Raw genomic sequence first — 17,404 nt, 5'->3', positions numbered from 1 at the left:
TGTTAGCTAACTCAAGGAGACGTTAATGCCAACCTACGTTCGTACCGACAAGTGCGACGGCTGCAAGGGTCAGGACAAGACCGCCTGCATGTACATCTGCCCGCACGACCTTATGAAGCTGGACAAGGACGGTTCGGAAACTGGCCACGCCATGCGCGCGTTCAACCAGGAACCCGAGCAGTGCTGGGAGTGCTACAGCTGCGTGAAGATCTGCCCGCAGCAGGCGATCGAAGCCCGCCACTACGCCGACGTCGTGCCGCTGGGCGGCATGGTGCAGCCCCTGCGCGGTTCCGACTCCATCATGTGGACCATCAAGTTCCGCAACGGCACGCTGAAGCGCTTCAAGTTCCCGATCCGCACCACGCCCGAGGGCTCGATCGATCCGTACGGTGGCAAGCCGACTGCCAAGTTGGCCGACATCACCGCGATCGGCTTCTTCACCGGCTCGGCCGACGGCGGCATCACCAAGGGCTACCGCCCGGGCAACCCCGCAGAACTGATCCGCAAGTAATCTGACAAGAGGTATTTGGAAATGGCTGGAGAATTTGGTAATCCCGAAGTTGTCCAGGAGGACCTCGACATCCTCCTGATCGGCGGTGGCATGGCATGCTGCGGCGCCGGTTACGAAGTCATGCGCTGGGCCGACGCCGCCAAGGCCGAGCTCGGCATGGACCTCAAGATCAAGCTGGTCGACAAGGCCGCGATGGACCGTTCCGGCGCCGTCGCGCAGGGCCTGTCCGCGATCAACACCTACATCGGCACCGAGCAGGACCCCGCCGACTACGCCCGCATGGTCTCCAACGACCTGATGGGCATCACCCGTGACGACCTCGCCTACGACCTCGGCCGCCACGTCGACGACTCCGTGCACCTGTTCGAGGAATGGGGCCTGCCGATCTGGAAGACCGACGAGAACGGCGAGCGCCACGACGGCTCGCAGGGCCTGCCCGCGCTGAAGGACGGCGGCAAGCCCGTGCGTTCCGGCAAATGGCAGATCATGATCAACGGCGAATCCTACAAGTGGATCGTCGCCGAAGCCGCCAAGAAGGCGCTCGGCATGGACCGCATCCAGGAGCGCGTGTTCATCGTCAAGCTGGTCAACGACAAGAACGACCCCAACCGCATCGCCGGGGCCGTCGGCTTCTCGACGCGCGACCACAAGGTGTTCGTGTTCAAGGCCAAGGCCATCCTGCTGGCCGCCGGTGGCTGCGTGAACATCTTCCGTCCGCGCTCCGTCGGTGAAGGCACCGGCCGCGCCTGGTACCCGGTGTGGAACGCCGGCTCGACCTACGCGATGGCTGCCGAAGCCGGCGCCGAGCTGACCATGATGGAAAACCGCTTCGTGCCCGCCCGCTTCAAGGACGGCTACGGCCCGGTCGGCGCCTGGTTCCTGCTGTTCAAGGCCCAGGCCGTCAACGCCAACGGCGAAGTCTACATGCAGAAGAACAAGGAACTGCTGAACGACTACCCCCCCTACGGCCAGGCTGCGGTGCCGGCGTCCTGCCTGCGCAACCACCTGATGCTGAAGGAGATGAAGGAAGGCCGCGGCCCCATCTACATGGACACCGTGACCGCCCTCGCCAAGCTGCGTGAGACCCTGACCCCGCGCGAAGTGAAGCACCTCGAAGCCGAAGCCTGGGAAGACTTCCTCGACATGTGCGTCGGCCAGTGCGGCATCTGGGTCGGCGAGAACATCGAGCCCGAGAAGAAGAACTCCGAGCTGATGCCGACCGAGCCCTACCTGCTCGGCTCGCACTCCGGCTGCTGCGGCATCTGGGTTTCGGGTCCGACCGACATCGGCGCCCCGACCGACGAGCTGCACGCGGACAAGGACAAGATCCCGGCGCACCTGCCGAAGGGCTGGAGCTGGGGCTACCGCTCGATGACCACGGTCAAGGGCCTGTTCACCGCCGGCGACGGCGTGGGCGCGTCCGGCCACAAGTTCTCCTCCGGCTCCCACGCCGAAGGCCGCATGTGCGCCAAGTCCATGGTCAAGTACTGCATCGACAACAAGGACCTGAAGCCCGAGCTCGACACCCCGGTCGAGCAGCTGGTCGAGGAGATCTACAAGCCGGTGCGTACCTACCTCGAGTTCAAGGACTACACCACGGCGATCGACGTCAACCCCAACTACATCACGCCCAAGATGCTGCAGTTCCGCCTGCAGAAGATCATGGACGAGTACGTTGCCGGTGTCGCGACCTACTACACCACCAACGACAAGATGCTGAAGGTGGCCGAAGAGAAGCTGGAAATGCTGAAGGAAGACGCCGAGAAGATGCGTGCGAAGGACCTGCACGAGCTGCTCCGCGCCTGGGAAAACTACCACCGCATCCTGACGGCGGAAGCCCACATGCAGCACATCCAGTTCCGTCAGGAAAGCCGTTACCCCGGCTTCTACTACCGCGCCGACAAGAACTTCGTCGACGAGGAGAACTGGCACTGCTTCGTGAACTCGGTGTACGACAAGAACTCCAAGAAGTGGAACTGCTTCAAGCGCGCCCACGTGGATCTGGTCGACAAGTCCAAGCTGTTCAAGCCCGCTGCCCACTGATCCTTTGAATCGGCAGTGAACTCCGGGCGCCTTCATGGCGCCCGGTTTTTTTCCGGCCACGAAACACGCAAGCGAATCAGGGTTGTTCAGCATTCGGCCGAAAGCGCGTACCCTACGTGTTCCCGACCGTGTGTTGTCTGTTTTTTGAAGTAAGGGGCCCGGCCCCGGAAGGTAGTGATTGAAATGAACGAAGCCGAATTCAAGGACATGATCGCCGACTCGCCCTTCGCGGGAAGCCCGGTCAAACCCATCATGCTGGCGGAGGATGCGAAGCTGCAGTTCCGCTGCCACCGCGACGTCAAGTGCTGGAACGCCTGCTGTTCCAACATCGACATCCCGCTCACCCCCTACGACGTGCTGCGCCTGAAGAAGCGCCTCGACCTCTCCTCGGGTGAATTCCTCAAGCAGTATTCCGTGCCGTTCGAGATGGACAAGGACGGCATGCCCGGCATCAAGCTGAAGCCGGTCGACGGCGGCACCGCCTGCCAGTTCATGAAGCCCGAGGGCTGCGGCGTCTACGAGGACCGCCCCACCGCGTGCCGCTACTACCCGGTCGCGCTGCTGACCATGCGCCGCTCCGACGAGTACTTCGACCGCGCCGCCTACGCGCTGGTGAAGGAGCCCCACTGCCTCGGGCACTTCGAGGACAAGACGCAGACCATCGAGGAATACCGCCGCGATCAGGGCGTCGACCTCTACGACCGGAAGGCGCACGCCTGGCGCCAGCTGGTGGTCAAGCGCAAGTCCGCCGGCCCCGCGATCGGCAAGCCGACGCCGGTGTCCAACCAGCTGTTCTTCATGGCGAGCTATGACGTCGACCGCTTCCGCGCCTTCGTCATGAGCGAGAGCTTCAACGAGACCTACGACATCCCGGTCGAGGTGATGGCGACGCTCGTCGCGGACGACGAGGCCCTGCTCGACTTCGGCCTCAATTTCCTGCGCCACACGCTGTTCGGCGAGAAGTTCGTCGACGAGCGACCGGATGCCTACGAGAAGCGGCTCGCGCGCCGTCGCGCGATGGCCGAGCAGCAGAAGGAAGCCGAATTCCAGCAGAAGATGGCGCTGGAGGACGAGAAGTACGCAGGCGACCATTGACCCGATGCGCGCCGCGATCGTCCTTCCGGCACTCGCCGCTCTCGCCCTGAGCCTGGGGGCGGCGGGCGCCACGCTCAACAAGTGCATCGACGCACGGGGCCGGGTCACCTATTCCAACCTGCCCTGCCACGATGCCCGCGAGGCCCGCACGGTCGACGTCGATCCCGCGCCATCCCCGGCCGCACCGCCAGCCTCGGTCCAGCCGCGCCCCTCCGGGGCCAGGGCGGCGTCGCCGGCCCCGAAGACCGACCCTGCCGAACCGCCCCGCAAGCAGCCGGTCGCAACACGCTCGATGCGGCAGTGCGATACGCTGTCCGACAAGCTCGGGCGTGTGCTCGACAAGATGGACCAGGCCCGCCGCAACGGCTACACGCAAAAGCAGATGGACGCGTGGAACCTCGAAGCCAAGGAAATCGAACGCAAGAAGCAGCGCGCCGGCTGCTTCTGACCTCCTGGATCATGAACGCCCGAACTCTCGACCCCGCCCAGCACCTGATCGAACGCGAACCCTACTACGAGCCCATCGGGGACGAAATCCAGCTGTTCGAAGCGGCGTACCGGCAGCAGATTCCCGTGCTGCTGAAGGGACCGACGGGCTGCGGCAAGACGCGCTTCATGGAGCACATGGCGTGGCGTCTGAAGCGCCCGCTGATCACGGTGTCGTGCCACGACGACCTCACCGCGTCCGACCTCGTCGGGCGCTATCTGGTGAAGGGCGGCGAAACGGTGTGGGTCGACGGCCCGCTCACCCGCGCGGTGCGTGCTGGCGGCATCTGCTATCTGGATGAAATCGTGGAGGCGCGCAAGGACACCATGGTGGTGATCCACCCGCTCGCCGACGACCGCCGCACCCTGCCGATGGAGAAGCTCGGCCAGCTGGTCGAGGCGCCGCCCGAGTTCTGTCTCGCGATTTCCTACAACCCGGGCTACCAGAGCGTGCTGAAGGATCTCAAGCAGTCTACCCGGCAGCGCTTCGTCGCGCTGGAGTTCGACTATCCCGCAGCCGAGCTGGAGCGCCGCATCGTCGTCAACGAATCGGGCATCGACGCGGGCATGGCGGAAAAGCTGGTCAGGTTCGCCCAGATGACCCGCAACCTCAAGGGCAGCGGCCTCGAGGAAGGCGCATCGACGCGGCTCCTGGTGCATGCCGGCAAGCTCATTTCCAGCGGCGTCGATCCGGTGGTGGCGTGCCGCAGTGCGGTGGCGCAAGCGGTCACCGACGACGCCGACATGCTGACCGCGATCCAGGAACTCTCGTCCTCGCTGTTCTGACGCGACGCCGCGGCCCATGGCCAGCCCGCAACTGACCCGTGCCGAGATCGAGCCGCTGCTCGACGTCTGGCTGGAGACCGAATTCACCTTCCATGCCGTCGGCCCGGTCGCGCGCGCGCTGTCCAGGCTCGAACGCGACGAGCAGGACTTCGTGCTCGACTGGATCCGCCGCGTCGCCAGTACCCACATCACGCTGGCTTTCCATTTCGCCAAGCGGGCGCCGGACCTGATCCGCCGTCTCGACCCGCGCGCGATCGAGGCGTGGGCGGTGCAGCTGTGCGACACCTACGATCGCGCCGGCATCTATGCCGCGCTGTCGATCGCCGAGCAGGTCGACGGCTACGCACGCGCGGGGCAGACGCATACCGAAGGGGCGCTCTTCGACGACATCGCCGGCGTGCTCGGCAACTTCGTGCGCGGGCTCGCGGGCCGCAAGCTCAAGATCGAACAGGGCGACGGCATCTACACCGACAGCGAGAAGATCGTCCTGCCCGCCATCACGACGCGGCTGCCGAGCCGCGACGACAACTTCAAGCTGACGAAGGCGACCGTCGCCCTGCTGTGGGCGCAGACGCGCTTCGGCACACTGCGCGCCGACCTCGCCGCGGCCTGCGCCGGCTATCCGCATCCCGGTCGCGCCCTGCAGCAGTTCAACGCGCTCGAGACCCTGCGCCTGACCGCCTGCATCGCGCGCGAGCTGCCGGGCCTGCATCGCGAGATCCAGCGGCTCATGGGCATCCTGGGCGACACGCTTCCAGGCGAATGGCAGCCGCTGGCCGAGCGCCTGCGTGCGTCCGACGCGCAGGTCGAAGACAGCCTCGCGCTCCTCGAGCGCGCCTATCATCTGCCGGATTTTCCGGCCTGGTGCTTCCAGGGGGAATTGCGCCCCGATGCCGTCGCCGCGGCCCGTGCGCAACGCCTGGACAAGGAGAAGGCGCGCCTGCGCGTCAAGCTGGCGCAGCTCGCGGACGAACACGCCGCCGCCAAGGCGCAGGACGCGGCCGCCCCGCCGGCGCCACCCGCGATCGACGCGACGCCGCGCGAAGAGAACGGTGCGCTCGATTTCGACATCACGCTCGACGGCGCGCCGGTCGCGCCGCCCGACGACGTGAAGCAGCTGCTGACTTCGGTGTATCTGGATTTCGGCGACATTCCGCCCGATTACCTCGTCCCGGCGGGCGAAGGCGAATACGACCCCAATCTCGTGTTCGACCGGCCGGAGGATCCTGATGCCGTGTGGCACGGCACCTACCACGAGAAGGGCGCCGAGCTTTACCCCGAGTGGGATCACGGACGCCAGCACTACCGCAAGAACTGGTGCACCATGCGCGAGAAGGCAGTCGCTCCGGTCTACGATGGCTTCGTGCGCGACACGCTCGACCGCCACGCCGGCCTGGTGCGCCATTTGCGCCGCAAGTTCGAGGCGCTGCGCGACGAGAACCGCTTCGAGAAGCGGCAGGCACAGGGCGACGAGATCGACCTCGACGCGCTGGTCGAGGCGCTCGCCGACGCCCGCGACGGCCGCGAGATGAGCGACCGCCTGTTCGTGCGGCTGCACCGCGCGGAGCGCAACATCGCGGTCGCCTTCCTGGTCGACATGAGCGGCTCGACCAAGGGCTGGATCAACGAGGCCGAGCGCGAGGCCCTGATCCTGCTGTGCGAGGCGCTCGAACTGCTCGGCGACCGCTACGCGATCTACGGCTTCTCCGGCACCACGCGCAAGCGCTGCGAACTGTTCCGCATCAAGACCTTCGACGACCGCTACGACGACGAGGTGAAGGCGCGCATCTCCGGCATCCGCCCGCAGGAATACACGCGCATGGGCTTCGCACTGCGGCACATGACCAAGCTCCTGAATCAGGTCGAGGCGAAGACGCGGGTGCTGGTGACCCTGTCCGACGGCCGCCCCGACGACTACTTCGACGTCTACCGCGGCCAGTACGGCGTCGAGGATACCCGCATGGCGCTGCTGGAAGCCGCGCGCACCGGCATCCACCCCTTCTGCATCACGCTCGACCGCGACGCCCGCGATTACCTGCCGCACATGTACGGCGCGGCGCGTTACATCATCCTCGACGACGTGCGACAATTGCCCGTAAAAGTGACCGACATCTACCGCCGCATCACGACATGAAATTGCTACGCTCCCCCTCTCCGCATTCTTCTCCCGCCCGCGGGAGAAGGTAACCAGGCCAGGCCCATGTCAATCGACGAACTGAAAGTGGGATATTTCTACAGCAACGGCGCCTACGGCCGCACCTGGGGCGTGCGCCAGCTCGCCGAGATCGCCGCCGACGCGGCGACCGGCACGATCGTGTATCACTTCAAGGGCATCGCCGGCACGTGCCGCCGCAAGAAGGGCCATTGCAGCCCGGAAGAGTTTGCGCGCTGGGCCCGCTACCAGGTCACGCTGGTCGAAAACGACTGGAAGCGGGTGGGCGGCGACGCGGACGAAGAAGGCCAGGAGCCCTAGTCGCCGGCCGGCTCTGCCGGCGCATCCACCTCGGCCGCGGGCCGCGCCTGCGTGTCGAGGTAATCCATCACCGCGTAGGTCAGCGCGCTGCAGCCGGTGCCATCGAGCGCCGAGATCGCGAACACCGGGCCGTCCCAGCCGTAATCGGCAACGAACTTCGCCACCACCGCCTCGCGCTCGGCCTCGTCGACCATGTCGAGCTTGTTCAGCACCAGCCAGCGCGGCTTTTCATAGAGCGCCTGGTCGTACTTCTTCAGTTCCTCGACGATCGCGCGCGCCTCGCGCACCGGATCGCCGCCTTCCCAGCGCGGCGAGATGTCGACCAGGTGCAGCAGCAGGCGGGTGCGCTGCAGATGGCGCAGGAACTGGTGCCCCAGGCCGGCGCCTTCCGCGGCGCCCTCGATCAGGCCGGGGATGTCGGCGATGACGAAGCTGCGCTCGCTGTCGACCCGCACCACGCCCAGATTCGGCGCGAGCGTCGTGAACGGATAGTCGGCCACCTTGGGGCGCGCCGCCGACACGGCGCGGATGAAGGTCGACTTGCCCGCGTTGGGCATGCCCAGAAGGCCGACGTCGGCCAGCACCTTCAGTTCCAGCCCCAGCTCGAATTCCTCGCCCGGCTCGCCCAGCGTGTGCTGGCGCGGCGCACGGTTGGTGCTCGACTTGAAGTGGATATTGCCGAGCCCGCCCTTGCCGCCGCGCGCCAGGCACACGGTCTGCCCGTTCTCGGCGAGGTCGGCCACGACTTCGCCGCTGTCGAGATCGGTGAACACCGTGCCGACCGGCACCCGGATGGTGAGATCCTCACCCCCCTTGCCGTAGCACTGCGCGCCGCGCCCGTTCTCGCCCTTCTGCGCCTTGAAGATGCGCGTATAGCGGAATTCGACCAGGGTGTTGATGTTGCAGTCGGCCACGGCGTACACGCTGCCGCCGCGCCCGCCGTCGCCGCCGTCCGGACCGCCCTTGGGGATGTACTTCTCGCGGCGGAACGAAGCGCTGCCGTCGCCGCCCTTGCCGGCGATGACCTGGATTTTCGCTTCGTCGATGAATTTCATTGGAAAGTCCCCACAAACAAAAAAGCCCCATCCGGCGGACAGGGCTTTCTGGCGGTCAAGTCGGATTCAGTGCAAATCGATCAGGCCGCGACCGGCTCGATGCGTACCGTCTTGCGACGGGCTGCGCCCTTGATCTCGAACTTGACGGTGCCGGCGACCTTGGCGAACAGGGTGTGATCCTTGCCGATGCCGACGTTGTCACCCGGATGGAACTGGGTGCCACGCTGACGAACCAGGATGTTGCCGGCCTGAACCAGCTGGTCGCCATAGCGCTTGACGCCCAGGCGTTTCGATTCCGAATCGCGGCCGTTGCGCGAGCTGCCGCCTGCTTTCTTGTGTGCCATGTTGTGTGCTCCTTATGCGGAAATGCCGGCGATCTGCACTTCGGTGTAGTACTGGCGATGGCCCTGGCTCTTGCGATAGTGCTTGCGACGGCGCATCTTGAAAATCTTGATCTTGTCGCCGCGGGCCTGATTGAGCACCGTGGCCTTGACCGTGGCGCCGCGCAGCAGGGGCGCGCCCATCTTGATGTCGGCGCCGTCGCCCACCATCAGGACCTGGTCAAAGGTGATTTCGCTGCCGACGTCGGCATCGAGCTTCTCGATCTTCAGTTTGTCGCCGGCGCTCACGCGGTACTGCTTGCCGCCGGTTTTGATGACTGCGTACATGGGGGTCTCCAACCAATTCGAACCCAGGAAAACGCGAAATTCTAGCGGCGAAGAAGTGCCAAGTCAAACGCTTTGACGGGCCGCGCCCACGATTATCCGGGCGCGCGCGGTGAAAAACCGCGGCCGGGCTGCTACCATGGCGGGATTTACCAACGCCCCTGCCCTATCGTGTCCCTGGAGAGCCTGCAATCCTTCCTGGCCGACGACATGCGCGCCGTCGACCATGTCATTCGCCAAAGCCTGTATTCCGACGTGGTGCTGATCCGCCAGGTTTCCGAGTACATCATCAACAGCGGCGGCAAGCGGCTGCGTCCGGCTCTGGTCCTGCTGTCGGCCGGCTGCTTCGATTATTCGGGGCGCGCGCACCACGAACTGGCGGCGGTCGTCGAGTTCATCCATACCGCGACGCTGCTGCATGACGACGTGGTCGACGAATCCGAACTACGGCGCGGCCGTGAAACCGCCAACGCCCTGTTCGGAAATGCCGCCAGCGTGCTGGTCGGCGACTTCCTCTATACGCGCGCCTTCCAGATGATGGTGGGAATCGACAACATGGAAGTCATGCGCATCCTGTCCGACGCCACCAACATCATCGCCGAGGGCGAGGTACTGCAACTGCTCAACTGCCACGACCCCGACATCGACGAAGAGCACTACCTGCGCGTCATCCGCTACAAGACCGCCAAGCTGTTCGAGGCCGCGAGCCGGCTGGGCGCCGTCATCGGTGGCGGCAGCGACGCGGAAAAGGACGCGCTGGCGCGCTACGGCATGCATCTTGGCACCGCGTTCCAGCTGATCGACGATGTGCTGGACTACTCCGGTGATTTCCTCAAGACCGGCAAGAACATCGGTGACGACCTGGCTGAAGGCAAACCCACCCTGCCGCTGCTGTATGCAATGAAGCACGGCACCCCGGAACAGGCAGCCAGCATCCGCCAGGCCATCGAACACGGCGGCCTGACCGAATTCCAGAGCGTGCTCGCCGCCATCAAGGATACGCGCGCGCTGCAGTACACGCGTGAGGTCGCGCAGCGGGAAATCCAGACGGCGAACGAAGCAATTTCTTCGTTGCCGGATTCAAATTCCAAATCAGCTTTGCTACAATTAGCGGCTTTCGCGGTTGACCGCAGTTTTTGACCGCGACGCAAAGACGTTTTCTGGAACGTTTCCCGGTAGTTTTACAAGCCAGGGTTCAGCGCACGTTGGACCCGCCATCTGCCTCGGGGTGTAGCTCAGCCTGGTAGAGTACTGCGTTCGGGACGCAGGAGTCGGAGGTTCGAATCCTCTCACCCCGACCACGATTTCCTACAGCCGATTCGACGGCCTGCCGGCCCCTGGCAGCCTGAATTCCGGTGTCTCGCTGAAGTACCCGGCTCGTGCGACAAGCGGTCTCGCTGCACGCAATTCCCAAGCACGGCGCGCTGGCAAGCTTCAGCAAGCGTTTCCCCTGGGCAGCCGGCCCCGCTCGGATGGCCCGCGCGGGGAGCCGCTCCCGGCGGCAGGCTCTTGCATACCTCGGCAGCCGGGCCCGACAGGCCGACTCATTGGCTTCCCGATCCGTTCCTGCGGCCAGCCGAATGCGCGCCGGCTGCGGGATTCGCCTGCCGGCGGGCAGCCAGGGCATGCCGCATGCGGGCATGGGAAGCCCGGTCACCGCACCATCCGGTTTTTAGCGACTAGAATCCAGACATTCCCGTTTCTGCCCGGTCGGGTGAAGCCATGAATCCGCTCTCGCAGCTGCCTTCCGTCGATCGCCTGTTGTCCGAGCCCGCGGTCGCCTCGCTCGTCGATATCCACGGCCGCGCCATCGTCACCCAGCTCGTTCGCACTGCGCTGGCCAAGGCGCGCGACGCGATCCGCGCCGGCGCGCCGCTGCCGGGGACCGCACGCCTGGTCGCAGACATCGGCGCCGATGCGAGGACGCAGGCGACCCCCAAGCTGCGCCCGGTCTACAACCTCACCGGCACGGTGCTGCACACCAATCTCGGCCGCGCGCCCCTGCCGGAGGAAGCGGTCGCGGCGCTGGTCGCGGCCGCGCGCAGCCCCTGTGCGCTCGAATACGACATCGGGAGTGGCGGGCGCGGCGACCGCGACGACGTCGTCAGCGACCTGCTGTGCGAGCTCACCGGTGCCGAAGCCGCGACGGTGGTCAACAACAATGCCGCCGCCGTCTTCCTGCTGCTCAACACGCTGGCGCAGAAGAAGGAAGTGATTGTTTCGCGCGGCGAACTGGTCGAGATCGGCGGCGCCTTCCGCGTGCCCGACATCATGAAGCGCGCCGGTGCGAAGCTCGTCGAAGTGGGCACCACGAACCGCACGCATCTGGAAGACTTCGCCGAAGCCCTGTCGCCGCGCACCGCCATGCTGATGAAGGTGCATGCCAGCAACTACACGATCCAGGGCTTCACCCACGCGGTGCCGGAAAGCGAGCTGGCGAATCTGGCGCATGCAAACGACCTGCCCTTCGTCGTCGATCTCGGCTCCGGTACGCTGACGGAGCTCGAACGCTGGGGCCTGCCGCACGAGCCGACCCCGCGCGAGAACCTCGCCGCCGGCGCGGACCTGGTGACCTTCTCCGGCGACAAGCTCCTGGGCGGCCCGCAGGCGGGGCTGCTGGTGGGCCGCCGGGATCTGATCGCGAAGATCAAGAAGAACCCGCTCAAGCGCGCCTTGCGCGTGGGCAAGATCACGCTCGCCGCACTGGAAGCGGTGTTGCGCCTCTACCGCGACCCGGACCGCCTGCACGAGCGGCTGACGGCGCTCGGCCAGCTCACTCGCCCGCAAGCCGAGATTCGCGCGGCGGCTGAACGGCTGCTGCCTGTCCTGCAGGCCGCCCTGGCTTCCCTGCCGGTCGACGTGGAAATCGCGTCGCTCAAGTCGCAGATCGGCTCGGGCTCGCTGCCGGTCGACCGCCTGCCCTCGGCCGGCTTCGCCGTCCGCGCGCAGGGCAGGAAAGGCGGCGTGCTCAACCGCATCGAGGCCGCGCTGCGCGGCCTCGAACGCCCGGTCGTCGGCCGCATCGAGGACGGCGCGCTGCTGCTGGACCTGCGCTGTCTCGCGCCCGACGAGGAACCCGAATTCGCTGCCCGGCTTTCGGCCCTGAGTCGACTCGGCGCATCACGCAGCCTCTCCGGAGGCAGGTAAGCCACGGTGGCTTCCGCACCGCGGCGGTTCATTCAAAAGGAGGAACGCAATGATGGATCGTCGTACTTTCCTCAAAACATCGGCAGTGGCCGCGGCCGGGTTCGGGTTCGACCGCTTTGCCGGTGCGGCCGACCCAAGCTTCGCGCCCAGTCCGAGCCACGGCTGGCGGGTGTTCGAGGTCACCACGCACGTCGAGCCCACCGCGGATGGCGTAACGCGGGCCTGGGTACCCCTGCCATCGGTGGAAGAGGCCGACTGGATCAGGCCCATGGGCAATCTTTGGCAGGGCAATGCCAGCATCGTGCAGGAATGGCGCGACCCCATCTATGGCGCGCGCATGCTTGCGGCCCGCTGGGAGGCCGGCGAATCCAGGCCCATGCTGGAAGTCGTGAGCCGCTTTGCCACGCGTGACCGCGCCATCGATCTCGGCCAGCCAGGCAAGGTCGCCCCCCTGGATGCGGCCACGCGCCGCTTGTACACCAGGCCCACCGCGTTGCTGCCCACTGACGGCATAGTCAGGAAGTCCGCGCTCGAAATCACCCGGGGGGCACGGACCGACCTCGACAAGGCCCGGGCGATCTACGAGTGGATCGTCGACAACACCCAGCGCAACCCCAAGACCCGCGGCTGCGGCCTGGGCGACATCCGCTTCATGCTGGAAACCGGCGACCTCAGCGGCAAGTGCGCCGACCTCAACTCGCTCTTTGTCGGCCTCGCGCATGCCGTCGGCCTGCCGGCGCGCGATGTCTATGGCATACGCGTCGCCGACTCGCGCTTCGGCTACCAGTGCCTCGGCAAGAGCGGAGACATCAGCAAGGCACAGCATTGCCGAGCCGAGGTCTGGCTGACGGACTTCGGCTGGGTGCCGGTGGATCCCGCCGACGTGCGCAAGGTGGTACTGGAGGAGCCGCCCGGCAATCTGAGCCTGGCGGACGCCAGGGTGGTCGCCGTGCGCCAGAAGCTTTTCGGCGCATGGGAAATGAACTGGCTCGCCTACAACTTCGCCCATGATCTGAAGCTGCCGGGTTCCGCCGGCGCGCCGATTCCCTTTCTCATGTACCCGCAGGGCGAGAACGCGAAGGGACGACTCGACAGTCTCGACCCTGCCGGCTTTGCCTATGCGCTGAGCGCGAAGGAAATCACCGCTTGAGGCGATCAGCATGCTGATCGGCACCGCCGGCCACATCGACCACGGCAAGACCACGCTGGTGAAGGCGCTCACCGGCGTGGATGCCGACCGCCTGCCCGAGGAGAAGGCGCGAGGCATCACGCTCGACCTCGGCTATGCCTACACGCCGCTTGCGGACGGGTCGGTGCTCGGCTTCGTCGACGTGCCGGGGCACGAAAAACTGATCCACAACATGCTCGCCGGCGCGACCGGCATCGACTTCGTGCTGCTGGTCGTCGCCGCCGATGACGGCCCCATGCCCCAGACGCGCGAGCATCTCGAACTGCTCGACCTGCTGGGCCTGGATCATGGCGCAATCGCGCTGACCAAGATCGATGCCGTCTCGCCTGAACGGCTTGCCGAGGCGCAGCGGGAAGTGGCGGCACTCGTCGCCGGCACGGAGCTTTCCGGCAGTCCCGTGTTTGCAGTATCGGGGCGCACGGGCGAGGGGGTGGCCGCGCTGCGCGCGCATCTGGACGCGACCGCCGCGGCCTTGCCCCGGCGCCCGGCAGCGGGCCGCTTCCGGCTGGCCATCGACCGCTGCTTTTCGCTTGCCGGCATCGGCACGGTGGTCACCGGCACGGCGCATGCGGGAACCGTCGGCGTCGGCGATATCGCCATCCTCTCGCCGCCCGGCTTGAAGGCGCGCGTGCGCAGCCTGCACGTGCAGGATCGCCCGGCACGAAGCGGGCGGGCGGGCGAGCGTTGCGCGCTCGCCCTCACCGGCGACTTCGAGAAGAAGGACGTCGCGCGCGGCATGTGGGTGGTCAACGGGGCCCTCGCCGTCCCGCTGGCGCGCTTCCAGGGCGAGGTGCGCGTTCCCGCTGGCGGGCAGCCGCTGGCGCACATGCAGGCCGTGCACGTTCACCTCGGCACCGCGGACATCCTCGGACGCGTCGCCCTGCTCGACTGCAAGGAAGCGGGGCCCGGCGAGATTGCACTGGCCGAGATCCTGCTCGAGCGCGAAACCCTGGCGCTGCACGGCGACCGCTTCATCCTGCGCGATGCCGGGGCGCAGCGCACCGTCGCCGGCGGGCGCGTGCTCGACATCTTCCCGCCTGCGCGGCACAAGCGCACGCCGGACCGTCTAGCCCTGCTCGATGCGATGCGCGCCGACGACCCGTTCATCGCACTCCGATTGCTGGCTGAACAGGCCACGGCGGGCGTCGATCTCGACCGCTTCGGCGTGAACTGGAACCTCGCGGAGGATGAGGCCGTATCCCTGTGGCAGCGCGTCGGCCTGCGCGTGATTCGCGATGGCAGCGCATCGCTCGGGTTCACCGCTGCCGCCTGGGAGGCGCTCAAGACCAACCTGCTCGAGACGCTGGCACGCGAGCACGCGCGCGCGCCGGACATGATCGGCGTCGAGCGCGAACGGCTGCGCCGCATGGGGGCGGCCAAGCTGTCGCGTGCCGCTTTCGATGCGGCAAGCGCAGAGCTGCTGGCCGCGAACCGGATCGTCCCGACCCGCGCCTGGCTGCATCTGCCCGACCACCGGGCCAGCGTCTCGGATGCCGATCGCGCGCGCTTCGCCGCGCTGAAGCCGCTGCTCGATGCCACGCCTTACAACCCGCCGCGGGTGCGCGACGTGGCCCGAGCCACGGGCACGCCGGAAGAGGCCGTGCGCCAGCTGTTCAGGCGCATCGCGCGTGCCGGCGAGCTCTATCCGGTCGCCCACGATCACTATTTCACCGCCGCCGCGGTCGCCGAGCTGGCCGCCATCGTGCGCAAGCTCAACGAGGAAGCGGGCGGCGCGCGCGTCGCCAGCCTGCGCGACGTCATCTATGGCGACGGCGGCGGCGGCCGCAAGGTGGCGACGCAGATCCTCGAGTTCTTCGATCGCGTCGGCTACACTCGGCGCATTCGCGATGACCATCTGGTGCGCCACGAGGGTGCGATACCCGAGTGGACGCCGTCATGAAATACGGAAGAGATCGTTCCCCGGTGGGGCGCCCGGTCTTCAAAACCGGGAGGGGCCGCCATGCGGCCCCTGGTAGGTTCGACTCCTGCTCTCTTCCGCCCGTCCTGGCCTGATGCCCCGCTTGCAGCCCGGCATGGCCCCTTGCGCAGGCAACGAAGGGGCGGGCGCGGCCCACGCTGCACGCGCCGGAATCGCGAGATCGCCCCTGCAGCGTGGCCGGCCCGGTCCTCGCGCATCCGCCTGCACGATCGCTTCACAGCGGCCTTCCCCACCCGCTGACAGGCCTTGCGCCCGTTTCGGCAGGCGACTAGACTACCCCGTCTACTTTTTCGCACGGACCGGCATGTCCCCTGATGTCGAAACCCCGCACGGCACCCGCCAGCGCCTGCTCGAGGCGGCCTGCGAAGCCTTTCGCGAAGAGGGCTATCAGGTCAGCATCGACCGCATCGCCGCCCGCGCGCAGGTTGCGCGACAGACGCTGTACAACCACTTCCACAGCAAGGACGAGCTGTTCGGCGAGGTCGTGCGCCACTCCGTGCAGTCGGTGCTGGTGACCCTCGAGGGCGACGGCGACCTGCGCGCCACGCTGCTCGCGTTCGGCGACGCCTACCGCACCCGCCTGCTGAGCCCGACCGGCCTTGCGATCTTCCGCACCATGGTCGCCGAAGCCCCGCGCTTTCCCGATCTCGCCAGGCAGTTCTTCCGCCAGGGCCCGCAAGCGACCCGCAAGCGCCTCGCCCACTACCTGGCGCAGGCCATGGCGTCGGGCCGGTTGCGGCGCGACGATCCCGACTTCGCCGCCGAGATGCTGACGGCCATGCTGCTGGATCTCGACCGCCTGCGCGGTCTCATCGACCTGCAGACCGATTTCCTCGACCCGGCGAAGACGGCGCGGGTGGTGGACTGCTTCCTGCGTACCTTTGCCCCCGAATAAGGACACACCATGAAACGGATGACCCTGCTGCTCGTTCTGCCCCTGCTCGCCGCCTGCGGTCCCGGCGGCAAGAATGGTGCCGGCGGCCCCGGCGCCGGCGCCGGCGGCCCGCCCGGCGGCATGCCGCCGGCGGAGGTGACCGTGGTGAAGGTGGGCAGCGCCGCCGCCACGCTGACGCGGGAACTGCCCGGCCGCGTGGAAGCCGTGCGCACCGCGCAGGTGCGCGCCCGCGTCGAGGGCATCGTCGAGAAGCGCCTGTTCACCGAAGGCAGCGACGTGAAGGCCGGCCAGCCGCTGTTCCGGCTCGACGACCGCACCTATCGCACCGCGGCCCAGGCGGCCGAAGCCGACGTCGAGGTGAAGAAGCTCAATCTGTCCCGCGTCGAATCGCTGCTGCCGATCAAGGCGGTCAGCCAGCAGGAAGTCGACCTCGCCCGCGCTGCGCTGAAGCAGGCGCAGGCGCAGCTCGCGCGCGCGCGCCTCGACCTCGAGAACACCACGGTTCCGGCACCCATCGCGGGCCATATCGGCCGCACGCTGGTCACCGAAGGCGCGCTGGTCGGGCACGGCGAGGCCACCCTGCTCGCGATCATCGACCAGCTGGACCCGGTCAACGTGCTGTTCACCGAACCCAACGCCGACGTCCTGCGGCTGAAGAGCGCGCTCGCCGCCGGGCGCCTGAAGGCGACCGACAGCCGCGTCGTCGAGCTCATCCTCGAGAACGGCCAGACCTACGCCCACAAGGGCAAGCTCTTCTTCAGCGACCTCAGCGTCGACCCCAGCACCGGGGCGATCACGCTGAAGGCGGAGTTCCCCAACCCGCAGCGCCTGCTGCTGCCCGGCACCTTCGTCCGCGTGCGGCTGCCGCAGGCCGTCGAAAGCGACGCGATCACGGTGCCGCAGCGCGCGGTGCTGTCGGGCCCGCAGGGACAGTTCGTGCTGCTGGTGGGCGCGGAGAACAAGGTGATGCCGCGGCCGGTCAAGGTCGGCCCGATGGCGGGCTCGGATTTCACCATCGAGGAGGGCCTCAAGGGCGGCGAGACCGTGATCGTGGACGGCGTGCAGAAGGCCAAGCCCGGCTCGGTGGTAAAGCCGGTTCCCCAGCAGCAGGGGAACTGAG

16 protein-coding genes and 2 tRNA genes are annotated in these 17,404 nt (G+C 67.1%); 15 read left to right on the top strand and 3 right to left on the bottom strand.

Annotation, left to right across the window (positions count from 1 at the left end; translation table 11 throughout):
* Positions 1–25 precede the first annotated feature (25 nt).
* The 7 genes from aprB to VA613_RS04500 all read left to right on the top strand — a co-directional run bounded on the left by aprB (position 26) and on the right by VA613_RS04500 (position 7,394).
* A complete protein-coding gene (gene aprB, locus VA613_RS04530) occupies positions 26–511 on the top strand; it encodes an adenylyl-sulfate reductase subunit beta (RefSeq protein WP_324780669.1) in 486 nt (161 codons plus the stop codon).
* A 21-nt stretch (positions 512–532) separates the two neighbouring features.
* Complete coding sequence (aprA, locus tag VA613_RS04525; RefSeq protein WP_324780668.1) at positions 533–2,554, top strand: adenylyl-sulfate reductase subunit alpha; 2,022 nt, start codon at positions 533–535, stop codon at positions 2,552–2,554.
* Positions 2,555–2,737: 183 nt separating this feature from the next.
* Positions 2,738–3,649 (top strand): YkgJ family cysteine cluster protein, encoded by a 912-nt coding sequence (locus VA613_RS04520; RefSeq protein ID WP_324780667.1) that lies wholly within the window; start codon positions 2,738–2,740, stop codon positions 3,647–3,649.
* Between the two features lie 4 nt (positions 3,650–3,653).
* The gene (locus tag VA613_RS04515) at positions 3,654–4,097 is read left to right on the top strand and encodes a DUF4124 domain-containing protein (protein WP_324780666.1); all 444 of its coding nucleotides are present in this window, start codon (positions 3,654–3,656) and stop codon (positions 4,095–4,097) included.
* An 11-nt stretch (positions 4,098–4,108) separates the two neighbouring features.
* Positions 4,109–4,921, top strand: a complete 813-nt coding sequence (locus VA613_RS04510; RefSeq protein WP_324780665.1) for a CbbQ/NirQ/NorQ/GpvN family protein — start codon at positions 4,109–4,111, stop codon at positions 4,919–4,921.
* Positions 4,922–4,937: 16 nt separating this feature from the next.
* Positions 4,938–7,055: a nitric oxide reductase activation protein NorD gene (locus VA613_RS04505; protein WP_324780664.1), complete on the top strand. Its 2,118-nt coding sequence runs from the start codon at positions 4,938–4,940 to the stop codon at positions 7,053–7,055.
* 66 nt (positions 7,056–7,121) lie between these two features.
* Positions 7,122–7,394: a hypothetical protein gene (locus tag VA613_RS04500; RefSeq protein ID WP_324780663.1), complete on the top strand. Its 273-nt coding sequence runs from the start codon at positions 7,122–7,124 to the stop codon at positions 7,392–7,394.
* Here the strand turns inward: VA613_RS04500 and cgtA are convergent.
* The 3 genes from cgtA to rplU all read right to left on the bottom strand — a co-directional run bounded on the left by cgtA (position 7,391) and on the right by rplU (position 9,117).
* Positions 7,391–8,449, bottom strand: coding sequence for an Obg family GTPase CgtA (gene cgtA, locus VA613_RS04495; protein WP_324780662.1), 1,059 nt, complete (start codon positions 8,447–8,449; stop codon positions 7,391–7,393). The two genes, VA613_RS04500 and cgtA, sit on opposite strands and share 4 nt — an antisense overlap.
* A gap of 80 nt (positions 8,450–8,529) precedes the next feature.
* Entirely contained in the window at positions 8,530–8,793 is a 264-nt protein-coding gene (gene rpmA, locus VA613_RS04490) for a 50S ribosomal protein L27 (RefSeq protein WP_324780661.1), read from the bottom strand.
* 12 nt (positions 8,794–8,805) lie between these two features.
* Positions 8,806–9,117, bottom strand: a complete 312-nt coding sequence (rplU, locus tag VA613_RS04485; RefSeq protein WP_324780660.1) for a 50S ribosomal protein L21 — start codon at positions 9,115–9,117, stop codon at positions 8,806–8,808.
* A 168-nt stretch (positions 9,118–9,285) separates the two neighbouring features.
* Between rplU and ispB the strand changes: the two genes are divergently transcribed.
* From ispB to VA613_RS04445, 8 genes are all read left to right on the top strand, one after another.
* The gene (ispB, locus tag VA613_RS04480; protein WP_324780659.1) at positions 9,286–10,254 is read left to right on the top strand and encodes an octaprenyl diphosphate synthase; all 969 of its coding nucleotides are present in this window, start codon (positions 9,286–9,288) and stop codon (positions 10,252–10,254) included.
* Between the two features lie 84 nt (positions 10,255–10,338).
* Positions 10,339–10,415 (top strand) — tRNA-Pro (locus tag VA613_RS04475).
* Between the two features lie 421 nt (positions 10,416–10,836).
* Positions 10,837–12,261 (top strand): L-seryl-tRNA(Sec) selenium transferase, encoded by a 1,425-nt coding sequence (gene selA / locus VA613_RS04470; RefSeq protein ID WP_324780658.1) that lies wholly within the window; start codon positions 10,837–10,839, stop codon positions 12,259–12,261.
* A gap of 49 nt (positions 12,262–12,310) precedes the next feature.
* Positions 12,311–13,411 (top strand): transglutaminase-like domain-containing protein, encoded by a 1,101-nt coding sequence (locus tag VA613_RS04465; protein ID WP_324780657.1) that lies wholly within the window; start codon positions 12,311–12,313, stop codon positions 13,409–13,411.
* Between the two features lie 10 nt (positions 13,412–13,421).
* A complete protein-coding gene (selB, locus tag VA613_RS04460; protein ID WP_324780656.1) occupies positions 13,422–15,350 on the top strand; it encodes a selenocysteine-specific translation elongation factor in 1,929 nt (642 codons plus the stop codon).
* A 5-nt stretch (positions 15,351–15,355) separates the two neighbouring features.
* Positions 15,356–15,448: transfer RNA gene (locus tag VA613_RS04455), tRNA-Sec, on the top strand.
* 245 nt (positions 15,449–15,693) lie between these two features.
* Positions 15,694–16,284: a TetR/AcrR family transcriptional regulator gene (locus tag VA613_RS04450; RefSeq protein ID WP_324780655.1), complete on the top strand. Its 591-nt coding sequence runs from the start codon at positions 15,694–15,696 to the stop codon at positions 16,282–16,284.
* A gap of 9 nt (positions 16,285–16,293) precedes the next feature.
* Entirely contained in the window at positions 16,294–17,403 is a 1,110-nt protein-coding gene (locus tag VA613_RS04445; RefSeq protein ID WP_324780654.1) for an efflux RND transporter periplasmic adaptor subunit, read from the top strand.
* Position 17,404: the final 1 nt, after the last annotated feature.

The organism is Thiobacillus sp. SCUT-2 (assembly GCF_035621355.1).
Classification (GTDB): domain Bacteria; phylum Pseudomonadota; class Gammaproteobacteria; order Burkholderiales; family Thiobacillaceae; genus Thiobacillus; species Thiobacillus sedimenti.
The sequence above is the reverse complement of the archived record's forward strand: the minus strand, read 5'-3'. Positions and strand labels throughout refer to the sequence as shown.